Genomic DNA, 21,725 nt, shown 5'->3' on the forward strand with positions numbered 1-21,725 from the left:
TCTTATCCTAACAACTGATATACACTATAAATGATATATACCAATAGTACAACAACAGCTACAGTAATAACAGAAATAAGCGACTTGATAGTCATCCTACTCTTTCTAGATTTCTCTTCGTCATCACTTAGTTGCGGTATAATTTTTTCTTCTGTTTCTTCGGTTGCCGTCTTCGTACCATCAATAAAATTAATAGCATTCACAAGATTAAGATCATTCTCATTAATCAATGCGCTATGCTTTGCAAATTTTACCAAGTCGGCAGTTTCAAACAACTCATGAAGTTCATCAATACTTTTTTGGTCACCACTTTCACGAAGTCTGTAAATAATTTCGTTACTTGTCATTTCCATTGCATTAAATCCAAATCTTTCCTGAATATACTGTCTAACAGTATCAGTAAGCTTTGTGTAGTATTCTTTTTGATTTTCAGACACCTGCATGTGTTCTGACTTAATCTTATCAATTTCGTTCAAAGCCTTCTTGTGTGCAGGTATATGTTTTACAATACGTATTCTTGTGATAACAGGCTTATTGCTTTTCAGTCTACTATAGAGATAATATACTATACAGCAAAGAATTACCAACACTACGCTCAACCAAAATACCAAACTGAAATCAGCCCATTGGAAAGGATTACTCTGAACGTCTTTTGGTGGAAAGAATTGGTTTGGATGAACAGTATCAACATCAACAGTCAGTACTTTCAAAGCCAATTGAGTTCCAGCATAAGACTTACCGTTTACACTCACCTTAATAGGAGGAATAGCATATAATCTTTCGTCAAAACTAGTGAGAGTATAAATCTTGCTCACCTTTGTCATTCCATCTACATCAGATGTCTCGCCATTCTCTGAATTTACGACTTCAACACCAGGAGTAATATACTGTGATGGTTTGAATTTCTGCCAATCAATCTTTGCACCATGCTGAGCCGTAACAGTTACAGTCATGCGAGTCTGCTGTCCGATAAGTATAGAAACAGAATCTATTTTCTGCTCCACCTGAACAGTTTGTGCATGTCCGCTGAAACTTATTCCCAACAGACACATCAAGCATATTATGGTTTTCAGATATCTCATTTACGCTCTTTTCTTAAATAATAGCATGAGGGCTTTAGCAAAGTCCTCATTTGTTGCAATAGAAGTCCAGTCAACATTACTCATTGCAAAGAGCCTGCGCAAATCTTCCTCACGCTCCAACCAATAGGCAGTATGAGCATGACGAAATTTAGCTGAACTCGTGTCAATAATCATTTCGTGTCCTGTTTCTGCGTCACGAACTTTCATTAGTCCGATATCAGGCAACATTTTGGCACGTTGGTCATACACCTGAATGGCTATCATATCATGCTTTGAATTAGCAATCTGCATCTCTTTGTAGAAATCATCACGTGTATAGAAGTCACTTAGCAGGAATGCAGTGCAGCGTCTCTTCATCATTCTTGTGAGATATGAAACCGCCATACCAATATCTGTACGACGACTTTGCGGTTTGAAATCCAACAATTCTCTGATGATATAAAGAATGTGCTTTCTACCCTTTTTTGGCAAAATATATTTTTCTATCTTGTCGGAAAAGAAAATCACACCAATTTTATCATTATTCTGAATAGCACTGAATGCTAGAGTTGCAGCAATCTCCGTGACCATGTCACGTTTTGTTTGGTGAATAGTACCGAAGTCAAGCGAACCGCTCACATCAACAAGTAACATTACAGTAAGCTCTCTTTCTTCTTCAAACACCTTGACGTAAGGATGATGAAAACGGGCAGTTACATTCCAATCAATATCGCGCACATCATCGCCATACTGATACTCACGCACTTCGCTGAAAGCCATACCCCTACCCTTAAAGGCAGAATGATACTGACCGGCAAAAATGTTTTGGCTCAGTCCGCGAGTTTTAATCTCTACCTTCCTTACTTTCTTTATGATTTCAGATGTTTCCATTAACTTAATCCTTTGTTCTTGTTTATTAGATTGCAAAGTGTAATTTAAGGAACTTCAACCTTGTTGACAATCTTTGATACGATTTCCTCTGAAGAAACATTACTTGCCTCTGCTTCGTAAGAAAGACCAATACGATGACGCATAACGTCATGAACAACAGCACGCACATCTTCAGGAACAACATAACCACGGTGCTTTATAAAAGCATAAGCCCTACTTGCCTTAGCCAAGTTGATACTTGCACGTGGAGAACCTCCATAAGTAATCATTCCCTTCAATTCTGAAAGTCCGTAACGCTCTGGGTAGCGGCTTGCAAAGACTATATCAGCAATATATTGCGCAATTTTATCATCAATATAAACCTTGTTTACTACATCACGTGCAGCCATTATTTCCTTTGCTGAAGTTACAGCTGTAACAGTAGGCAGACTTCCGTTGATATTTTCACGAATGATAAGTTTTTCCTCTTCTATTGTAGGATAATCAATCACTACCTTTAGCATAAAACGGTCAATCTGAGCCTCAGGCAACTGATATGTGCCTTCTTGTTCAATTGGGTTTTGAGTTGCCATTACCAAGAAAGGTTTTGGCAAAGCAAATGTATGATCACCAATTGTGACCTGATGTTCCTGCATTGCCTCAAGAAGAGCACTCTGAACCTTAGCTGGAGCACGGTTAATCTCATCAGCAAGGATGAAATTAGCAAATACAGGACCTTTTTTTACATGGAAAGTTTCATCTTTCTGTGAATATATTTGTGTACCAATGACATCAGCAGGAAGAAGATCAGGGGTAAACTGGATTCTACTGAAATCGGCATCTATAAGCTGAGCAAGAGTCTTGATAGCAAGAGTCTTTGCCAAGCCAGGAACACCTTCCAACAAAATATGTCCATCACTAAGAAGTGAGATAAGAAGTGAGTCAACAAGATGTTTCTGACCCACGATAACCTTATCCATACCAGCAACAAGATTAGTTATAAAACCGCTCTGCTGCTCAATCATAATATTTAGTTCACGAATATCAATCGTCTCAGCCATAATTATTTGTATTTAACCGATTATAAATTAGTGACCACAAAATTACAATAAATCGCTTAGAGTAACTAACATCAGCAACTAAATAATATTAAAAAAGTTTCCAAAAACGTATATTTTAAGAAACTTTCAATCGCGAGCACCCAAATATCCGATAAAATGAACAACATTTAATGTTATAACAGTTTGTGATAGTCACTTCCTGATTTTCGCTACAACGTTAATATATTTACATAAAAATGTTAATACCGTTTACATATTAACATCAATAAAAATTGATAAACTTCAAAAAAAATAAGGATGACTTCAAAAGAAATCATCCTTATTATAGATTTTAATCTAAGAAGATTAAGCCTCAGCTGGAGCTTCAGCAGCTTCCTCTGCAGGAGCCTCTGTTGTCTCTTCTGTTGCAGTAGCCTCTGCCTCAGCAGTAGCATTTGCAGCTTTCTTATCAGCCACCTTCTTAGCGATAGCTTCATTAACCTTCTTTTCAGCCTCAAGAGCTGCTGCAAGAGCATCCTTTTTAGCCTTTGCATCCTTTTCACTGATAGCTTCAAAGCCCTTCAACTTGTTTTCTTTCCAAGCGTCAAACTTCTTCTGAGCAGCAGCCTCGTCAAATGCACCCTTCTTAACACCACCACGAAGATGCTTCATCATGTAAACGCCTTCGCTTTTAAGAATGTTACGAACTGTGTCTGTTGGCTGTGCACCATTCTCTACCCAGTAAAGGGCGCGTTCGAAATTCAAATCTACAGTAGCTGGATTGGTGTTTGGATTGAATGTACCAATCTTCTCAGTAAATTTACCATCACGTGGTGCTCTAACATCAGCGATTACGATACCATAAAAAGCATAGCCTTTACGACCGCCACGCTGCAATCTGATTTTTGTTGCCATTTTAATTTAATATTTAATTAGGTTTGAATTAATGCTGCCATCTCGTGACAGCGCCTGCAAAGATAACAAGAATAGTTGGAATAGGTTGAACTGTAAAACTGATAAGTTCAAACTTTAATCATATTTAACAAAACAAAATGAGTCTGCAATATAACATTGCAGACTCAAACAATACAAACACTAAATATCTGTTCGAATTATCAGTAACGGAATTTATAAATTTAAATTACATTACTCCATCTTCACGAAGTTTCAACTGCCATTTCCACGCACTGGCCATAACATCTTCGAGTGAGGCTTCAGCTTTCCAACCTAAAACTTTGTTGGCTTTAGTGCAATCACCCCATATCTTTTCAATATCTCCCTCACGACGTGGTCCAAACTTCCAATTAACCTTTACACCGGTTGCTTTCTCGAAAGTATCAACAAGTTCTTTTGTCGAATTTCCACGACCTGTACCGATATTGAAATATTCAATCTTATCTGTTTCCTTATCAAGTACACGACTCATTGCTGCTACGTGTGCCTTTGCCAAATCTACTACATAAATATAATCACGGATACATGTTCCGTCTTCTGTATCATAGTCACTACCAAAGATTGTAAGTTCCTTACGGATTCCTATAGCAGTCTGTGTTACATAAGGAATAAGGTTAGCAGGAACACCATTTGGCAATTCACCGATTAGAGCAGTTGGATGAGCTCCAATTGGATTGAAATATCTCAGTACAATACTCTTTATATTTGCTCCACTATGTATGTAGTCATAAATAATCTGCTCATTGATTTCCTTTGTGTTACCATAAGGAGATGTGGCCTTCTGATGAGGTGCATCCTCGGTTACAGGAAGGTTCTCTGATTTTGGCTGACCATATACAGTACAACTTGAAGAGAAAATAATTCCCTTTACATTATACTCTGGCATAAGTTCCAAAAGATTAACAAGTGAAACGATGTTGTTACGATAATAAACAAGAGGTATCTTTACACTCTCTCCCACTGCCTTTGAAGCTGCGAAATGAATAATACCCTCAATATCAGGATATTTTTTGAATACGTTTTCTGCAGCTACCTTATCACGAAGATCTACATTTTCAAATGCTGGACGCACACCAGTAATTTTTTCGATACCGTCAAGAACCTCTACCTTTGAATTACTCAGATTGTCTACAATAACTACTTTATAGCCTGCTTCAATCAATTCCACTGTGGTGTGAGAGCCAATGAAGCCTGTACCACCTGTAACAAGTATTGTTTGTTTCATAAGATTTTAAAATGTTTAAACCGCACAAAGGTACACAATTTATTTAAAATTGTATACCTTTGAAATATTTTTTTGTTTTATTGACTTTATGCCAATCCAAACAATGTACGAAGTCCACTTTCCAATCCACTGAATCCCATAAAAGAAAGGGCCAATAACGAAGCTGTTATCAATACAATGCTCATTCCCTGCATACCTTTTGGTATTTTCACTAGTTCCTGTTGTTCACGTATTCCTGCAAACAAAACCAAAGCTAATGCGAATCCCAACGCTGTTGAGAAAGCATAAACGATACTTTCAACAAGGTTGTAATCCTTCTGTATTACAAGGATTGCAACACCAAGCACGCAGCAGTTTGTTGTGATAAGTGGTAAGAAAATTCCCAAAGCCTGATACAAGGCAGGAGATACCTTTTTCAAGATAATTTCCACCATCTGCACAAGTGCGGCTATGATAAGAATAAATGACAAAGTCTGCAAATAAGCTAATCCTAATGCATCAAGAACATATTTCTGTACTAGCCATGTTATTATTGTAGCAAGAGTAAGCACGAAAGCCAATGCACCTCCCATGCCAATTGCTGTATCTATCTTTTTTGATACTCCAAGAAAAGGGCATATTCCCAAGAACTGGGACAGCACGATATTATTAACGAATATCGCTGATATAAATATCAATAAGTATTCCATATATTTAATTTTTATATGTGTTGATTATTCATTTACTCGCTCTTCAATTTATTGAAGATAGCAACTAGATAGCCTAATGTAAGGAATGCTCCTGGAGGAAGCACAAACAAGAGTATGTTTGTCGTCTCAGGCATCACCACTACTCCGAAAAGACTTCCTGCTCCAAGGAATTCCCTTACGCAACCAAGCAATGTAAGACCGCAAGTGAATCCCAAACCGATACCTAAACCATCAAAGATACTTGCGATTGGACTATTCTTGCAGGCAAAACTTTCTGCGCGCCCAAGGATGATACAGTTTACAACGATAAGTGGTATATAGATACCTAAAGCCTTGTTTATTGAATCTGGTGCATAGGCACTCATAAACATCTGAAGAATAGTCACGAAAGCAGCTATAACTACAATAAACACAGGAATTCTAACCATATCTGGAGTGACTTTCTTTATACAAGATATCACGAAGTTTGTACATATCAACACCGCCATTGTTGCCAATCCCATGGAAAGTCCATTTATAGCACTGGTTGTTGTTGCTAATGTAGGACACATACCAAGGAACAATACAAATGTAGGATTTTCCTTAATAAGTCCATTCAGTAATATTTTAAAATTGCTCATTTTTTCTAATTTTTAAATACACATCATTTTTTCTTTGCATAAGCAGTATAAGCCTGATTAATGGCTTTTAAAAAAGCACGGCTAGTTATTGTTGAAGCAGTAATGGCATCAACATCTCCTCCATCCTTGCTTACAGCCAACGGCTTATCTTTAGGACTCATACCGATGAGATTGCCCTTACCATCCTTCTGAAACCATACTCCAGCCTTTGCTCCCAGTCCTGGTGTCTCAGAACTTTTCAGGATTGTATAGCCGAGAATCTTTCCGTCATTGTCGAAACCTACAAGTACCTGAAGATCACCGCCAAATCCATTCGTAGTGCTTTCAACTGCCGAACCGATATTCTTTCCTGAATTATCAGAGCATGGATGTATTATAAATGTGGCATTCTTGCCATCTATAGTCTCGTTTAAAGTTTCAGGATCAGCAACTCTTACGTTATTATTCTGCATAACAGTTTTTATTCCTGCAGCAAGAGTCTGTTGTTCCTTTTGCTTTATCGGTCCTTCCGTAATGTGATTGACATAAGCAAGCAAACCTCCTATTATAATAGAGAAGCCAACAAGAACGCCAACCATATTTGGTAAAGATGATTTTAATTTTTCCATCTTCGTATGTTTTTACTTTAAATACATTTGTTTATTTACTTCTTTACTGCTTCTCCAAAACGCTTTGGCTTTGTTGATAAATTGATTATCGGCGTGAAAGCGTTCATTATAAGTATAGCGAAACTCATTCCTTCGGGATAACTTCCCCAATTACGTATTACTACGGTAAGAAATCCAATTGCTATACCATAAATCAACTGGCCTTTATGAGTCATTGGAGACGTCACATAATCAGTTGCCATGAAGATTGCACCTAACATCAATCCTCCGCTGAGAATTTCACTCAATGGATTGGCATAGACAGGATTTGCAAAGTGCAGCAAACCACTGAATACAAATACCGTTGCAATTATTGATACTGGAATATGCCATGTTATAATCTTCTTCCACAACAAATAAGCTAAACCAAGTAAAAGAGCCAAAGCGCAAACCTCTCCTATAGTGCCAAGTCCCAATGTTGGATTTGAACCTAAAAGGAGTTGTGTTGCAGATGGCAACTTGTCCAATATAGACGCATCACCGCTCTTTATAGCTTGCTTCATTATTGCGAGCGGAGTGGCTCCGGTCTGTGCATCAAGATAACTTGTCAACTGTCCTGCCATTGGCCATGACGTCATTTGTGCAGGAAAACTCACAAGCAATACGCAACGTCCAACTAGTGCTGGATTAAAAGGATTGTTTCCAAGTCCTCCAAAAGTCATTTTTGCAACACCTATCGCAACAAGGGCACCAATTATAACAATCCACACTGGCAGATTACTAGGCAGATTCATGCCTAGAAGTAACCCCGTAACTATAGCCGAACCGTCTGTCAATGTAGGTTCGCGCTTCAACATATATTTTGTTATAGCCCACTCAAAGAACATGCAGAAAGCAACACTGCTAAGCAATACTACAACTGAACCAAGTCCGAAATAAAAGAAAGAGACGAGTATTGCCGGAATAAGTGCGATAACAACTCCAAACATGTTTTTTTCAACACTGTCAGTTCCATGGGCATGCGGTGAAAGAGATACTATTAATTTTCCCATTTTTGATAATTCGTTTTTAAATACTACTTCTTGATATTCCTAGCCTTAATCATTCCCATTACAACACCCTTACCTTGAAGAATATTATCCAATATTGGACGATGAGAAGGACAAGTAAACTGGCATGAGCCACATGACATACAAGATGTAACTTCCTCGTTTTCAAGACGCTCATACAACTTGTTTGCGGAAAGTGTAGCCAAGAGATATGGTTCCAATCCCATAGGACATACCTCAACGCATTTTCCACAACGTATACATGGTTGCATAGCCTTGCGATGGGCATCATCGCCACTAAGGATTGTTATTGAGTTTGTGCCTTTTGTAACAGGTACATCCAAGGACATAACTGATTTACCCATCATAGGACCACCTGCTAATACTTTATTATCACCTTCAGGCATTCCACCGCATGCACGTATAAGTTCAGCAAAGGTAGTTCCCATTCTTACAAGGTAGTTCCCAGGATTCTTCACTTGCTTTCCTGTTACAGTAGTATATCTTTCAAACAAAGGTTTATGCTTCATAACTGCTTGATATACAGCGTAAGCAGTACCTATATTCTGAACTATCGCTCCAACATTCACAGGAATTGCAGGAGGTGCTGGGACCTGACGATTTATGACGGCATCCACGAGTTGCTTTTCACCTCCTTGTGGATATTTCTGTGCAAGTGCTACAATTTCTATACGTGAATCATCAGCCGTGAGCTGCGTTAACAACTTTATAGCCTCAGGTTTGTTTTCCTCAATACCTATATATCCACGCTCCACTTTAGCAGCTTTCATTAGCAGTTGCAAACCTACTATTACTTCCTCAGCATGCTCCATCATTAATCGATAGTCTGACGTTATATATGGTTCACACTCCACTCCGTTTATAATCACGCATTCAGCCTTTGCTGTTGGTGGCGGACATAACTTTATAAATGTGGGAAAACCAGCACCACCCATACCAGTAATACCTGATTTCTTTATTGTATCTGAAATATTTTCAGGAGTAAGTTCAGGATGCTCAGCAATACTTTCAATTTTTTCACTTCTGTCAATACCATCCTCCCATTCATCTCCTTCAACATTGATTATAATCACAGGCTGGCGATATCCTGTAGCATCTATACTTGTATCTATCTTTGCAACAGTTCCAGAAACAGAACTGTATATCGGAGCACTAACGAAACCACCAGCTTCTGCTATCAACGTACCAACCTTTACTGCATCACCACGTTTAACAACGGGCTTTGCTGGAGCACCAATGTGCTGCCCCAACGGGAATATTGCGACTTTAGGCAATGCAGCATTCCTTGTCTCAATCTCAGCAGTTATCTTGTTTTCTTCTGGGTGTACACCACCTATCTTGAATGTATGTAATCTCATGATTCGACCTCCGCTTCTTTCTTTATTGTAAAGTTCATCTTTACGATAGCCCCAGTAGGACATTCATCAACACACTTTGTACATACGCTGCACTTGTTGAAGTCAATATAACTGAGATTGTTTTCTATTGTTATAGCGTCAAACTGACAAACCTTTTCACATTTACCACAACCTATACAAGCAACGCTACAAGCCTTTTTTGCTACAGCTCCCTTGTCTTTATTCACGCATTGCACGTAAACACGATGACCATTAGGTCCCTTCTTGCGAAGTTCGATTATATTGCGAGGACATGCTTTTACACAAGCACCACAACTTGTACACTTTTCTTCATCCACTTCAGGAAGACATGTATCTGGATTCATGTGAATTGCATCAAACTGACATGCGCTTACGCAGTCTCCACAACCAAGGCATCCATAACCGCACTCAGTTTCACCGGCACTTGTTGAATTGACAGCTGCACATGTATGCAAACCATCATACTCTGCTATGCGAGGGCGATTATCACAAGTTCCATTGCAACGAACAACAGCCACTAATGGTTCTGATGATGAAGCTGCCATACCCAATGCATCGGCAACCTTTTTCATCACCTCGTCACCACCTACAGGGCAGCGAAGTCCTTCTATGGAACCATTGTCGGCTCCTGCCACCAGAGCGCAAGCCATACCGGAACATCCTGCAAAGCCACAACCACCGCAATTAGCGCCAGGCAGTAACTCTGAGACCGTGCCAATACGCGGATCTTCATTAACGGCAAACTTCTTGGACACAAGATATAGCACCACCGAAGAGATTAGCGCTATTGCCCCAAGAGCGATTACCGAAGTTAAAATAAAATTCATAATTTGTTTGTATTTGTTTTAGTTATTTATCTTTTCTACCTCAAAATACACTTGACTGCTTATCTTATTTCTCAATATGTATACGCAGAGATAATAAGGCAACAATGAAAACAAGGCTGACATAGCAGCCCAACCATCACTTCTTGTTATCGCCTTGACAATGAACAGAACTGCCATCATAATCACCAATGGTAACACATAAGCATATATAGTCGCCATCATCCCTACTCCATTTGTAGTCGAAACCTTGACACTTTCTCCAATGCTGTATTCGTTGGCTTTATCTGTAATAATATCTATTATTTTATCCTTTGATTCTGATGCGTTACAATGCCCGGCAACTTTGCACTCCGCACATGCTGATGATTGTGATATTGCTACATGAAGACAATTCCCCTCTATAGTATTTATCACTCCTAAATGTTCAATCCTGTTGCTCATGTTGTTTTTATTATAGTAGATTGTAATCTCCAGTTGACAATTGCAAAGATAATATGATTTTTTAAATATACAAATATTTCTACATCATTATTACTCTAAACAGTCTTTTAGTTAACAACTCTTAAACGTAAACGTTTACATAAAATGATTATAAAAGATTAGTTGTCAATAATTGAACATCTTAGTTTATCTCCCCTTCTGTTATCATTCTGAATAGTTTCCCATAGCTACAATTTGCCAATATTTACAATATAGCGAATAGTAGTATTTACAAACGTTAGATTATCAATATAAAGCACAAAGGTTATCTGTTTCTCATACTTTAGAAAAAAACTCAACATACTGAACCACAACTTGATTCAATACAAATTATAGTATCTTAATCTTCTTCGGTTATTTAGGGGGCATCCCCCATAAATGAGCTTGAGCTAAAGACCCTAACAAAAAAAGTTTTTTTAATGCCACTAATGTCATAATGTCACAAACCCTTTGTTTATGGGGCTTCAGCCAGTGACATTAGTGACATTAAAAAAAACTTTTTCTGGTAGAGCGATGGTATTCCTTAAATTGGCGAAGAACCAATTTTATTTTATACCATAGCCACCCTAAGATATATAGTCTGTCTTTTATTAGACAGTATCATCGGTATCTACGATTTTATACTCAGGGTGTTGTCTTAACCATTTAAGCGCATACGGACAAGTTGCAGCGATCTGATTACCATCGGCAATAATTTTATTTACCGCCATTTGTACAAGTTCTGCAGCTACCCCTTGGCGTCGAAGAGAATTATCAACAAATGTATGGTCAATTGTTGTTATGCCATCATCAGTTTTAAATGTGATTTCAGCAATAACTTCACCGTCACTGCCATCTACATATATACGATCATTTTCTGTAATATATTTCATAATGCTTTACGTTTTAAAATCATTAATTGCAACCGTAAAAGTATGAAATAAAAACGATATTTACATTATCATGACCATTAAATTATGCAAATTAACTTTTGATACTTCAATATTATTCTCTAACTTTACCGACCAAATATTAAATGTAAAGAAATGAAAAAAGTAATGTTGGCTGTATTGGGAACTGTTCTATTCCTAGCCAGTTGTAATACAAATAAAATTGTAACAGTTGATGCAAATAAGTTTGAAGGACTAGTAAAATCTTCCAAAGTACAACTCGTTGATGCTCGTACAGCCGAGGAATATGCAAGTGGAAGAATACCTGGGGCTACAAACATTGATGTAAAAAAAGATGACTTTAAACAATTAGCAGAAGAGAAGCTAAGTAAAGATAAACCTGTTGCAATATATTGTCGTTCAGGCAAACGTAGTTTAATTGGTGCAGGCATACTTAAAAAGGCTAAGTTTAAAGTAATAAACCTACGTGGAGGAATCATGGAATGGGAACAAGCAGGAAAAAGCATCTCTAAATAAATAGTTAATCAGACATATTATAACGTTGAATAATACTCTTTTTAATAAAAAGGGTAAGACTTTGTGTAATCATCACTTTTAAACTTGTACAAAATTAGGCTATAATTCCTTTATATAGCTAGTACAAGAAGCTAGATCAATCTCACTTATTTACACAGATCTTTCTCTCTGTATATATCCGTACTATCAAATTTATTTTCCCGCAGATATAGCAAATTCATACTGATAAATTTTAACTCTGTGTCAATCTGTGCTATCTGCAGGAGAATACTCTCACCTTAATTATCAATAAAGTGATACGAATATGGCAAAAATATGACATATATAGCAATATTATCACATTTTAATGTTCACTTCAACTTATTTTTGATAATTTTGCGACTAAATGAATATAGATAATTTTCATCCGCTCATCCTGAATGTGGGAAAGGCTGTACTCCATGCCGATTGGAACTGGCAGAATGTTTGCAGTCCTTTTGCACGCATATACTATATTGTAAAAGGAGAAGCTGATGTAGAGATTGACGGGATTAGTCATAAATTAATTCCAGACAGAATGTATCTCATTCCACCCTTCACCACCCACTCTACTAAATGCAAAGGACTCTTCATTCATTATTATATTCATATTTACGATGATAGCATAACAGGTAACACTCTCTTCGAAGAATATGACTTTCCGTTCGATATCAAATCAAATCATGGTGAGGAAAATCTATTCGAACGTCTTTGCAACCTGAATCCATCAATGATACTTCGCCGAAGCAACCCTATAGAGTATGACAACAATCAGACTCTCGCACGCTCAATAATTCATAATAAGCAACGCTCTGAATGGCTGAAAATGGAATCAAGAGGTATTATATTCCAAATCTGCTCTAGATTCCTTGTTAATGCGACAACTAAGGCTGTTATCAAAAATGAGCGTATACTGAAAGCGACAAAACTCATACACACCAACCTTGCTGGCAATATCACAATAGAGAAGCTGGCAGCAGAGGCTGGAATCTCGCAGGAGTATTTCATCCGTCTCTTCAGACTGACTACTGGAACCACTCCTATGCTCTATATAAATCAGAAACGCATTGAGAAAGCAGAACTACTATTGCTCACTACTGAAAAATCCATCCGAGAAATCGCACTCACGCTTGGGTATGAAGACAATTCTTACTTCGTCAGAGTTTTCAAGAGGGTTACAAACACCACGCCAAGCGAATATCGTAGACAAAATAAACAATAAATAATAACAAAATGTTCATGAATAAGAAAACACTTATTGCATTAGGTGCTTTGATGCTCACTACAACAGCGTTGGCACAACATTACAAAACTGACAAAAATGGTCTTATACTTGAAAAAAGTATGCTACCCGAAATGCCAGCCATACCTGCCCCTAAAGAAATAGGTAGTGTAAAAATGGGCGACAGCAAAACTTTCGAAGAGGTACAGCTCGACATCCCTATTACCAAGGGTCCATACAAGCCAAACTGGCAATCAATAGAAACTAACTATCCTGGCACTCCACAATGGCTTAGAGATGCTAAGTTCGGTATATGGGTACACTTTGGTCCTCAGGCAGCTGGAGAAAGTGGAGACTGGTATGCGCGCAATCTATACAAGCAAGGACACTTGGCTTACAATAATCATCTTAAGCGCTATGGACATCCATCAGAGGTGGGATATAAAGAAGTGCTGCATAATTGGAATCCCGATAAACTCAATCCTGAATATCTCACAAAGCTTTATCAGAAGTCGGGTGCTCGTTTTCTCATGATACAAGGTGTACATCACGACAACTACGACCTTTGGAACTCAAAGTTCCATCCATGGAATTCTATGAGCGTGGGACCAAAGCGTGACCTTCTACGCGAATGGGTCAACGCCTGCAAGAAATACAAGATGCACTACGGCGTAACATTCCATCACGAGTACACTTGGTGGTGGTGGCAGACGGCTTTCGGCAGTGATACTACAGGCGATAAAGCTGGTATTCCTTATGACGGCAATCTCACTCTAAATGATGGAAAAGGTAAATGGTGGGAAGGTCTCGATCCACGCCGTCTATATGGTATCGATCTGCGTGAATATGAAGATGTAGATAAAAATGCACATACAGGATGGTCGCCTCCAAAGGCAGGCATCTTCTCTCGTCACCTCGACTATTGCAAGTGGTATGCCACAGAGTGGGCACTTCGCATGATGGATGTTACAGAGAACTACGACCCTGATTTCATTTATACCGACGGAACAGCTGAAGGACCTTTTACTGGTACTGGCACTGGTACTGGATATAAGTGCAACGCCATGCAGACTGTGATAGCCGATTATTACAACCGTCAGCTAGTAAGAAAAGGTAAAGTTGATGCATTCAGCATTGTCAAGTTCCGCCACCCTACCAATGGAACAGTAAACACAGCTGAGTTTGATTTCCCTGATACTATCAATACATCTCAGGCATGGATTCGCGAGGCACCTGTTGGTGACTGGTTTTACGCTCCTGACTTCACCTACGATTCTGGCAGCATGATACGCTTTATAATTGAGGCAATAGCCCGTGATGGCAATGTAGCCCTCAATATCCCTTTGCGTCCTGATGGCAGTATTGAAGATGCTTGTGTCACTATGCTTGAAGAGGTTGGCAAGTGGATGAACATCAATGGTGAATCGGTGTATGGAAGCAAAGCATGGAAGACTTTGGGCGAAGGTGAAATCATAAATGGAAAATTGAAGAAACTTCCTGGAGGTGGTTTGGGTAAGAAGCATGCACAGTTCAAGTTCAATGCTCAGGATATCCGTTTCACAGAAGGTAAGAATGGTAATCTGTATGCCTTCTGCATGAATGTGCCTGATGCTGGTCAAAAGGTGATTATCCATGCACTAAGCACTGACAAAGCATTGGTAAACCATCATATCAAGAAGGTGACACTGCTTGGCTACAAAGGTAAACTGTCATGGAAACAGACTGCAGATGGACTTGGAGTTACTTATCCTAAGGATGCAAAGCTCAAAACAGCTACTGTATTCAAAATAGAATAATAACTATATGCAATTCATCATTGATAATATTTTAATGCAATTGCATTATATTATCAATGATGACTGCAATAATCATAATCAGATAATTTTAAAAAGCTTCCTCTACTCATAACTTAGCGGAAACTTTCTTGTAACTTTTTCTTAAAACCTTTGCTGCGTTTCGTGCTAGTTTTTTAAAATTAGGTGAACAATACTGGTCCATTATATAGTTTTAAAAATAAACAAACACCCAAATGTATCTTAGCCTTAATTGTAAAGACAATAATATGCCTATTTATAAGCATAAAATTGCATTTATTACGGATAAACATGAACCTACAGTATTCCCACTTTACTGTTTTATTTATTTTTCATACATAAACTTTCAATTTGATACATTTATTAGTTAAAATACGAGATATCAAAATGAAAAGCAACACCACACATTACAATATGATACTTTTGTTAAATATATAGAAACAAAAGGACACTAAAATAGCACAATAACTTACATATTGCGTATCTTTGTATCGTTATTATAATCAATATGATTTAATTTCACGGTATTTTCATACAATTTGATGTCAGGATGACAGCATACAAATGCAGATAAATATTATACAATAACAAGTATACATCATATATATTTTAATCATTTAATTGTAAATAGTTATGAAAAAGATTGAAGCAATTATTAGAACTTCAAAGTTTGAAGAAGTTAAGGACGCTCTACGTCAGGTGGGCATTGATTTCTTTTCGTATTCAGATGTTACAGGGGTTGGAAACGAAATTAGGAAAGGTGAACTATCATATCGTGGTACCGTATATGATACAAGCTATATACCACGGCAGTTGTTAACGATAGTAGTGCGGGATATAAATGCGAAGAAGACTGTCGACGCCATTTTAAAAACAGCGAGAACCGGTGTTATAGGCGATGGAAAGATATTTGTATCTTCAATTGAAGAGTCATATCGTATAAGAACAGGTGAAGAGGGAGATGATTCATTGTATAATAAATAAAATATAATTGTTATGAGAAAATTTGTATTAATATTACTGATGGTGATAACGGTTTCAGTAGCTAACTTTGCCTATGCTGGTACAACAAGGCTCCCTGATCCATCTGGAACTACAACAGGAAATGTAAATGACATAACTGCGGTTACCCCAGGAAAACCTACGCAGAGTGAACTTGCAGATCAGGTAGGTCACAACAAGGTGGCAATAAATATGGTATGGGTTTTGGTAACAGGATTCCTTGTTATGTTTATGCAGGCAGGTTTCGCACTTGTTGAAACCGGACTTACTAGAGCCAAAAATGCTAATCATACCATGGCAATGAACTTTATGGTTTATGCATTAGGTATGATAGGATTCTTTATAAGTGGATTTGCCATCATGTTTGGAGGAATTGGTAGTCTTGGAACCTTAGGTGGATTTGGTGGATTGTCTCATGAATTTGCCATTAGTCTCTTTGGGCATACCTTTGGACTATTCGGCACAACAGGCTTTTTCCTTAGTGGCGGTATTTATGATGTTGCTGTATTTGCCCTTTTCTTGTTCGAGATGGTATTTATGGATACAACAGCAACAATCCCTACTGGATCAATGGCTGAACGTTGGAAATTCTCTTCTTTTGCAATATATGGTATTATAGTTGGAGGTCTTATTTATCCTATATTCGGTAACTGGGTATGGGGCGGAGGATGGCTCTCACAACTAGGAAGCATGTTTGGACTTGGACATGGAGTTGTAGACTTTGCTGGTTCTGCTGTGGTCCACATGACAGGTGGTGTCTTAGCGCTAGTTGGAGCTATCATGATAGGCCCTAGAGTTGGAAAATACAATAAAAACGGAACGCCAAACGCTATTCCTGGTCATAATATACCATTAGCTATTGTTGGTTGTTTTATATTAGCTTTCGGATGGTTTGGATTTAACTCAGGTTCATCTCTTGCAGGTGGCGATTTAAGAATCAGTGTTGTTGCCGTTAATACAATGATTGCATCTGCAACAGGAGCTTTCGCATCTATGGCATATATGTGGTGGTTTAAGACAAAGAAGCCAGACCCAACAATGATGATGAACGGTATGCTAGCAGGTCTTGTAGCTATCACTGCTCCATGTGCTTTTGTCAATGTATTGAGTGCAGCTTTTATCGGTCTTGTTGCTGGAGTTTTGGTAATTGAAGCCTCTTTCTTCTTTGAGCGTAAACTAAAGATTGACGATCCTGTGGGAGCTATTTCTGTACACGGCGTCAATGGAGCTTGGGGAGTATTAGCTTTAGGTCTATTTGCTGATGGTTCATACGGCAATGGTTGGAATGGTGTGAAAGGCACTGTAACAGGACTTTTCTATGGAGATGCAAGTCAATTCTTTGCACAGCTCATCGGTGTAATCACTAATATTATCTATGTTGCAGCCATTGGTTGGGTTGTATTCAAGATTATCGGATTCTTCACTCATGGAATGAGAGTCAAGGTTGATGCTGAGCTTGAAGGACTTGACGTTCCAGAAATGGGTATTGAAGGCTATTCTGGTGTAAAAATGGATAAAAATTCAGAGACACCACTTGCTAGATAATATGATGTATATTGATGTGTCGTGAATCAGCATTGTGCTTAACAAAGCGATATCAGACACATCAATTCTTATACGCAACTCATCATTGACAATCTTTTAATGCAATTGCATTATATTATCAATGATGAGTGCTATAAATATAACCAAATAGGTATTATTGGTTTCTCTGTATAAATTGCAATAATCCTTATCTTTACTTATCTTCGTTATTTTTTCAAACATATACCTTTGATATATGGTACAAATCAATCCTATTGTAAATACAATAATATATATATCTTCTCTCATAATTTTAATTCATTATTAGTTACGTTTTTCATATTGAAATCCCCTACTACACATATATCTGTATTCTGGGATTACAATTTAATTACTAAGCATTCATTTGTTTGGTTATTTGTATTTGTAACGATTTAATCTAAACCGAAAATCTGTTGTTTACACCGTAATCAACATGTACATACGCACGAAAGAATTTGTTATTTTTCATTTTAAAGTTATTTTAGTTAAGTCTCTAGTTGTTATTTGATACGTAAATTTATATATAAAAATTTGTTCATGCAACTTTTTCCATACGCATTTAACTTATCTTAAACAACTAGAAATAAAGCTTATTGTGTTAATATATTCCATTTAGAGAAACTTTTTACTAATTTCGCAGTATTGAAGTATTCCCTAAAAGAATAAAAATCTAAAATTAAAAATACGAAACTCTACACACATGAAGAAATGCTCAACAAGATTATTGATGAGGATGATACTGCCGATGTACAATATATCATACACGTATGAATGCTTTTCTTATAAGTGGATCCAACAAGATGTCGCAAAAGACCAAATTAATACTATAAATTAAGGATAAAACAGAACTCTCAATTGTTAAAGATAATTATAAAGACACACTATCATACGTTTATCCTTTGATTATTTATTTATTATCCATACATTTGCCGTCGAATACATACATTAACTTTTTTATTATTTAAAGACTATGATCCGAAAAAACAACTCCATTATACGGCTAGTAATTTTTACATTTATCCCTTTACTATGTGGTTGTTTCTCATCTGAAGATGATCCAGATAACAAAACAACTTGTATAAAAACGGATCAAGATTCTGTTACTGTGGAAACATTATCATCTGGTGTATCAATAACAAAATCTAAAGATATTTGTTACTATGAGGGTGACATTGTGCTTACACTGGAACAATTAATCTACTTAGCTGGTTATGGCGAATTGTATCAACCTGGTACACAAGCAACTAAAGCTACAGATTTGGTACCAATTACAAATCTTCCTAAAGATAAGAGTGCCTTAGCGCAATATGCAGCATATACCCCCAGAAATTACAATCTGTGGGCTATGGCTCGCTTCACGTATGATAACAACCTGTCATCATCACAACGTGACATAATTAAAAAGGCGCTTCTTAATATTCAATCTAAGACCAATGTCCGCTTTTATAACGCAACAGGTCTTCCTATGCGTGATAACACCTATAATATCGATTATCCATATATTAATTTCAGATATTGTGGACCTCAGGATAGATGTAGTTCAAAAGTAGGCAGAACAGGAGAAAAGCAAGATATAAATCTCGCAGACTTTGCTTTCTCTAAACCTGGAGTTGTAGAACATGAAATATGCCATGCGTTAGGTTTGCTACATGAGCAATGCCGTCCTGACAGAGATGATTATGTTACCATCAATACATCTAATCTTACCACCATAGGTAAGGCTAACTTTCAGAAGAGAGCAAGTAATTATAGCGTCAAAGGTGCTTACGACTTTAATTCCATAATGGGAAACAGTTCTTATACTAGTTCTTCAAATGTTGTGATAGATGCATTAAAACCTCTTTATACAAAGCTAGATGGTTCTGTGGTAAATCAAGGACTTGACTTGTCGGCTGGTGACTGTTCATGGCTCAATTACTATTATCTTCCTTATGTAGCACGTTCTGATGACTATGTAGAATTGGATAGCGTTGTGTATGATGGAAATAACAAACGCCTAACTGAAGAGCAAAGACTGCAGCTACAATCACAATTAAATAACGGCAATCCAACACCGCCATCTAATGGTAGAATAAGCAATAATTTTTAAATTAAATGGGATTGATTATATAATCAATCCCATTTATGTATATATACCATGCTATCTTCTATATATGATTTTTAGCTTGTAGCTAAGAATTATTATATGTGAAATAAAACAAATAAAAAATAAAATGCAGTAATAAAAATACCGATTGGTATATTTTGCATTATATTTGCACCATAAATAAAATAGGATAAACATGTCAAAAGCTGATAAAACAAAAGAATATATAATTGAAAGAACAGCATCGATCTTCAACACAAAGGGTTTCGCAGGCACTTCTCTAAATGACATGACCGAGGTAACAGGTTTAACCAAAGGAAGTATTTACGGCAATTTCAAAAACAAAGATGATGTTGCTGTCGAAGCATTCAAATATAACTTCGGTATTATGTCTAATCTTTTTGCTTCTGAAATGGCAAAGAAAAAGACTTATAGAGAGAAACTATTAATATATCCCCATGTACTTAGGAATTTCTCTGATACAAAATTTCCTAAAGGTGGATGCCCTGTTTTAAATACTGCTGTAGACTCAGATGATACTCACCCACTACTCAAACAGCAAACGATATTTGCATTTAATAAATGGAAGGAAGTAATAATTAATTTGTTGAAAGATGGAATTGAATCAAATGAATTTAGTGGAGGCATTAATAAGGAACAAATAGCCATCACTATACTCGCTTTACTAGAAGGCGGAATAATGATACGTAAACTCACAAGTAATCAGAATTATGTAGATGGTGTTACAAGTTCTTTGCGCGAGTATATCGAAGCCATATAATTTTTTTATCCACAAATATACCGATTGGTATGTTTTGTATTGAATTATATCAAACATAGAAACAAGCCACGAGTTGGCATTTATAAAAATAACAATGTATACAAGATATTGTTTAGACAACAATCAACAGTATCACTGAAAGTAATAAATAGTATAAATTTTAAAAAAATAAAAATTATGGAATTAAAAGGAAAGACAGTATTAATCACAGGCGGTACAGCAGGTATCGGCTTTGAGGCAGCAAAACAATTTTTAGCCAATGGCGCAAAAGTTATAATCACTGGAAGAAATCAGGCTAAATTAGATGATGCCAAGAAATTACTTCCTAATCTAACAGCGGCTATTCAAAGCGATGTAGCAAATGCAGAAGACGCACAGTCACTTTTAGAACAAGTAAAGGCATTAGGTGGAATTGACATTTTATATAACAATGCTGGAATCATGGGAAATGGTCAGAATTTTGCTCATACAAATGAAAGTAACGTCACAATAGCAGAATCAGAGATTGCCATTAATTATCTTGGTGTTATCCGTCTTAACAATATCTTTATGGATATGTTGAAATCAAGAAAAGAAGCCGCCATCATCACTACGTCTTCATTGTTAAGTCATGTCCCACTAAATTTAACACCAAGCTACTCTGCTAGCAAAGCTGCCGTTCGTTTTTATACCGTTACACTAAGAGATCACTTGCAGATTTCAAGCCCTAACGTGAAAGTATTCGAACTTCAACCACCTGTTGTAGCCACAGATATGACCAAAGAGCTCGAGTATCAAGCTATAACTCCAAAAAGATTAATAGAAGCTTTAATAAATGGTATTAAGAAAAATAAATTTACTATACGCGTGGGGCTCACAAAATTGCTTTATGTTGTAAATAAGATTTCTCCTAAATTGGCGTATAATCTAGTAAACACAGCAAAGAATGCCGCAGTATTGAAATCGATTAAATAGTAAAGCGACGCTCATATTTTTGAATCTTCAAAAGTAAATATCATAATATAATGTGATTAATAAATGATAGTTTA

The 21,725-nt window shown here is 37.0% G+C and carries 21 protein-coding genes; 8 read left to right on the forward strand and 13 right to left on the reverse strand.

All coding sequences use genetic code 11. From position 1 onward, the window contains the following. Nucleotides 1-2: 2 nt before the first annotated feature. From HEQ28_RS04405 to HEQ28_RS04465, 13 genes are all read right to left on the reverse strand, one after another. Nucleotides 3-1,082: a hypothetical protein gene (locus tag HEQ28_RS04405; RefSeq protein ID WP_434503961.1), complete on the reverse strand. Its 1,080-nt coding sequence runs from the start codon at nucleotides 1,080-1,082 to the stop codon at nucleotides 3-5. After that, nucleotides 1,083-1,952: a DUF58 domain-containing protein gene (locus tag HEQ28_RS04410; RefSeq protein ID WP_434503962.1), complete on the reverse strand. Its 870-nt coding sequence runs from the start codon at nucleotides 1,950-1,952 to the stop codon at nucleotides 1,083-1,085. 44 nt (nucleotides 1,953-1,996) lie between these two features. Further along, complete coding sequence (locus HEQ28_RS04415) at nucleotides 1,997-2,992, reverse strand: AAA family ATPase (protein WP_018463253.1); 996 nt, start codon at nucleotides 2,990-2,992, stop codon at nucleotides 1,997-1,999. Between the two features lie 345 nt (nucleotides 2,993-3,337). After that, nucleotides 3,338-3,886, reverse strand: coding sequence for a 30S ribosomal protein S16 (locus tag HEQ28_RS04420; RefSeq protein WP_434503963.1), 549 nt, complete (start codon nucleotides 3,884-3,886; stop codon nucleotides 3,338-3,340). A 226-nt stretch (nucleotides 3,887-4,112) separates the two neighbouring features. Then, nucleotides 4,113-5,150: a UDP-glucose 4-epimerase GalE gene (gene galE / locus HEQ28_RS04425; RefSeq protein WP_434503964.1), complete on the reverse strand. Its 1,038-nt coding sequence runs from the start codon at nucleotides 5,148-5,150 to the stop codon at nucleotides 4,113-4,115. Nucleotides 5,151-5,236: 86 nt separating this feature from the next. Then, nucleotides 5,237-5,839, reverse strand: a complete 603-nt coding sequence (gene rsxA, locus HEQ28_RS04430; protein WP_434503965.1) for an electron transport complex subunit RsxA — start codon at nucleotides 5,837-5,839, stop codon at nucleotides 5,237-5,239. A 32-nt stretch (nucleotides 5,840-5,871) separates the two neighbouring features. Next, nucleotides 5,872-6,459, reverse strand: coding sequence for an electron transport complex subunit RsxE (gene rsxE, locus HEQ28_RS04435; RefSeq protein WP_434503966.1), 588 nt, complete (start codon nucleotides 6,457-6,459; stop codon nucleotides 5,872-5,874). A gap of 23 nt (nucleotides 6,460-6,482) precedes the next feature. Next, on the reverse strand, nucleotides 6,483-7,067 hold the full coding sequence (locus HEQ28_RS04440; protein ID WP_434503967.1) for an RnfABCDGE type electron transport complex subunit G: 585 nt from the start codon (nucleotides 7,065-7,067) through the stop codon (nucleotides 6,483-6,485). A 35-nt stretch (nucleotides 7,068-7,102) separates the two neighbouring features. Continuing rightward, nucleotides 7,103-8,098, reverse strand: coding sequence for an RnfABCDGE type electron transport complex subunit D (locus HEQ28_RS04445; protein ID WP_434503968.1), 996 nt, complete (start codon nucleotides 8,096-8,098; stop codon nucleotides 7,103-7,105). A gap of 23 nt (nucleotides 8,099-8,121) precedes the next feature. Continuing rightward, the gene (rsxC, locus tag HEQ28_RS04450) at nucleotides 8,122-9,474 is read right to left on the reverse strand and encodes an electron transport complex subunit RsxC (RefSeq protein ID WP_434503969.1); all 1,353 of its coding nucleotides are present in this window, start codon (nucleotides 9,472-9,474) and stop codon (nucleotides 8,122-8,124) included. Further along, nucleotides 9,471-10,322 (reverse strand): Fe-S cluster domain-containing protein, encoded by an 852-nt coding sequence (locus HEQ28_RS04455; RefSeq protein ID WP_434503970.1) that lies wholly within the window; start codon nucleotides 10,320-10,322, stop codon nucleotides 9,471-9,473. Before HEQ28_RS04455 ends, rsxC begins: the two co-directional genes overlap by 4 nt. Before the next feature lie 18 nt (nucleotides 10,323-10,340). Next, nucleotides 10,341-10,763 carry a SoxR reducing system RseC family protein gene (locus HEQ28_RS04460; RefSeq protein WP_434503971.1) on the reverse strand — a complete coding sequence of 141 codons (423 nt, stop codon included), beginning with the start codon at nucleotides 10,761-10,763 and terminating at the stop codon, nucleotides 10,341-10,343. 629 nt (nucleotides 10,764-11,392) lie between these two features. Beyond that, nucleotides 11,393-11,674 (reverse strand): GNAT family N-acetyltransferase, encoded by a 282-nt coding sequence (locus HEQ28_RS04465; protein ID WP_434503972.1) that lies wholly within the window; start codon nucleotides 11,672-11,674, stop codon nucleotides 11,393-11,395. Between the two features lie 153 nt (nucleotides 11,675-11,827). On the opposite strand from HEQ28_RS04465, the gene HEQ28_RS04470 reads away from it, so the two are divergent. The 8 genes from HEQ28_RS04470 (at nucleotide 11,828) to HEQ28_RS04505 (ending at nucleotide 21,651) form a co-directional block, all read left to right on the forward strand. Next, on the forward strand, nucleotides 11,828-12,208 hold the full coding sequence (locus HEQ28_RS04470; RefSeq protein WP_434503973.1) for a rhodanese-like domain-containing protein: 381 nt from the start codon (nucleotides 11,828-11,830) through the stop codon (nucleotides 12,206-12,208). A gap of 385 nt (nucleotides 12,209-12,593) precedes the next feature. Beyond that, the gene (locus HEQ28_RS04475) at nucleotides 12,594-13,448 is read left to right on the forward strand and encodes a helix-turn-helix domain-containing protein (RefSeq protein ID WP_434503974.1); all 855 of its coding nucleotides are present in this window, start codon (nucleotides 12,594-12,596) and stop codon (nucleotides 13,446-13,448) included. A 17-nt stretch (nucleotides 13,449-13,465) separates the two neighbouring features. Continuing rightward, nucleotides 13,466-15,244, forward strand: coding sequence for an alpha-L-fucosidase (locus HEQ28_RS04480; RefSeq protein WP_434503975.1), 1,779 nt, complete (start codon nucleotides 13,466-13,468; stop codon nucleotides 15,242-15,244). Nucleotides 15,245-15,895: 651 nt separating this feature from the next. Next, nucleotides 15,896-16,246: a P-II family nitrogen regulator gene (locus HEQ28_RS04485; RefSeq protein ID WP_207154244.1), complete on the forward strand. Its 351-nt coding sequence runs from the start codon at nucleotides 15,896-15,898 to the stop codon at nucleotides 16,244-16,246. Between the two features lie 12 nt (nucleotides 16,247-16,258). Continuing rightward, a complete protein-coding gene (locus HEQ28_RS04490) occupies nucleotides 16,259-17,809 on the forward strand; it encodes an ammonium transporter (protein WP_434503976.1) in 1,551 nt (516 codons plus the stop codon). A 991-nt stretch (nucleotides 17,810-18,800) separates the two neighbouring features. Beyond that, a complete protein-coding gene (locus HEQ28_RS04495; RefSeq protein ID WP_434503977.1) occupies nucleotides 18,801-19,919 on the forward strand; it encodes a M12 family metallopeptidase in 1,119 nt (372 codons plus the stop codon). A 193-nt stretch (nucleotides 19,920-20,112) separates the two neighbouring features. Further along, nucleotides 20,113-20,697 carry a TetR/AcrR family transcriptional regulator gene (locus tag HEQ28_RS04500; RefSeq protein ID WP_434503978.1) on the forward strand — a complete coding sequence of 195 codons (585 nt, stop codon included), beginning with the start codon at nucleotides 20,113-20,115 and terminating at the stop codon, nucleotides 20,695-20,697. A 177-nt stretch (nucleotides 20,698-20,874) separates the two neighbouring features. Further along, nucleotides 20,875-21,651, forward strand: a complete 777-nt coding sequence (locus HEQ28_RS04505) for an SDR family oxidoreductase (protein ID WP_434503979.1) — start codon at nucleotides 20,875-20,877, stop codon at nucleotides 21,649-21,651. Nucleotides 21,652-21,725 lie beyond the last annotated feature (74 nt).

The sequence above is a fragment of the Prevotella sp. genome (genome assembly GCF_051059605.1).
In the GTDB taxonomy this organism is placed as follows: Bacteria; Bacteroidota; Bacteroidia; order Bacteroidales; family Bacteroidaceae; genus Prevotella.

Coding starts and splice junctions, on each gene's coding strand:
- HEQ28_RS04405 (WP_434503961.1), bottom strand. CDS start 1,082: ATGAGATATCTGAAAACCATAATATGCTTGATGTGTCTGTTGGGAATA.
- HEQ28_RS04440 (WP_434503967.1), bottom strand. CDS start 7,067: ATGGAAAAATTAAAATCATCTTTACCAAATATGGTTGGCGTTCTTGTT.
- HEQ28_RS04470 (WP_434503973.1), top strand. CDS start 11,828: ATGAAAAAAGTAATGTTGGCTGTATTGGGAACTGTTCTATTCCTAGCC.
- HEQ28_RS04505 (WP_434503979.1), top strand. CDS start 20,875: ATGGAATTAAAAGGAAAGACAGTATTAATCACAGGCGGTACAGCAGGT.
- HEQ28_RS04415 (WP_018463253.1), bottom strand. CDS start 2,992: ATGGCTGAGACGATTGATATTCGTGAACTAAATATTATGATTGAGCAG.
- HEQ28_RS04420 (WP_434503963.1), bottom strand. CDS start 3,886: ATGGCAACAAAAATCAGATTGCAGCGTGGCGGTCGTAAAGGCTATGCT.
- HEQ28_RS04480 (WP_434503975.1), top strand. CDS start 13,466: ATGAATAAGAAAACACTTATTGCATTAGGTGCTTTGATGCTCACTACA.
- HEQ28_RS04465 (WP_434503972.1), bottom strand. CDS start 11,674: ATGAAATATATTACAGAAAATGATCGTATATATGTAGATGGCAGTGAC.
- HEQ28_RS04500 (WP_434503978.1), top strand. CDS start 20,113: ATGTCAAAAGCTGATAAAACAAAAGAATATATAATTGAAAGAACAGCA.
- rsxE (WP_434503966.1), bottom strand. CDS start 6,459: ATGAGCAATTTTAAAATATTACTGAATGGACTTATTAAGGAAAATCCT.
- HEQ28_RS04460 (WP_434503971.1), bottom strand. CDS start 10,763: ATGAGCAACAGGATTGAACATTTAGGAGTGATAAATACTATAGAGGGG.
- HEQ28_RS04495 (WP_434503977.1), top strand. CDS start 18,801: ATGATCCGAAAAAACAACTCCATTATACGGCTAGTAATTTTTACATTT.
- HEQ28_RS04490 (WP_434503976.1), top strand. CDS start 16,259: ATGAGAAAATTTGTATTAATATTACTGATGGTGATAACGGTTTCAGTA.
- HEQ28_RS04410 (WP_434503962.1), bottom strand. CDS start 1,952: ATGGAAACATCTGAAATCATAAAGAAAGTAAGGAAGGTAGAGATTAAA.
- HEQ28_RS04445 (WP_434503968.1), bottom strand. CDS start 8,098: ATGGGAAAATTAATAGTATCTCTTTCACCGCATGCCCATGGAACTGAC.
- rsxA (WP_434503965.1), bottom strand. CDS start 5,839: ATGGAATACTTATTGATATTTATATCAGCGATATTCGTTAATAATATC.
- rsxC (WP_434503969.1), bottom strand. CDS start 9,474: ATGAGATTACATACATTCAAGATAGGTGGTGTACACCCAGAAGAAAAC.
- HEQ28_RS04475 (WP_434503974.1), top strand. CDS start 12,594: ATGAATATAGATAATTTTCATCCGCTCATCCTGAATGTGGGAAAGGCT.
- HEQ28_RS04455 (WP_434503970.1), bottom strand. CDS start 10,322: ATGAATTTTATTTTAACTTCGGTAATCGCTCTTGGGGCAATAGCGCTA.
- galE (WP_434503964.1), bottom strand. CDS start 5,150: ATGAAACAAACAATACTTGTTACAGGTGGTACAGGCTTCATTGGCTCT.
- HEQ28_RS04485 (WP_207154244.1), top strand. CDS start 15,896: ATGAAAAAGATTGAAGCAATTATTAGAACTTCAAAGTTTGAAGAAGTT.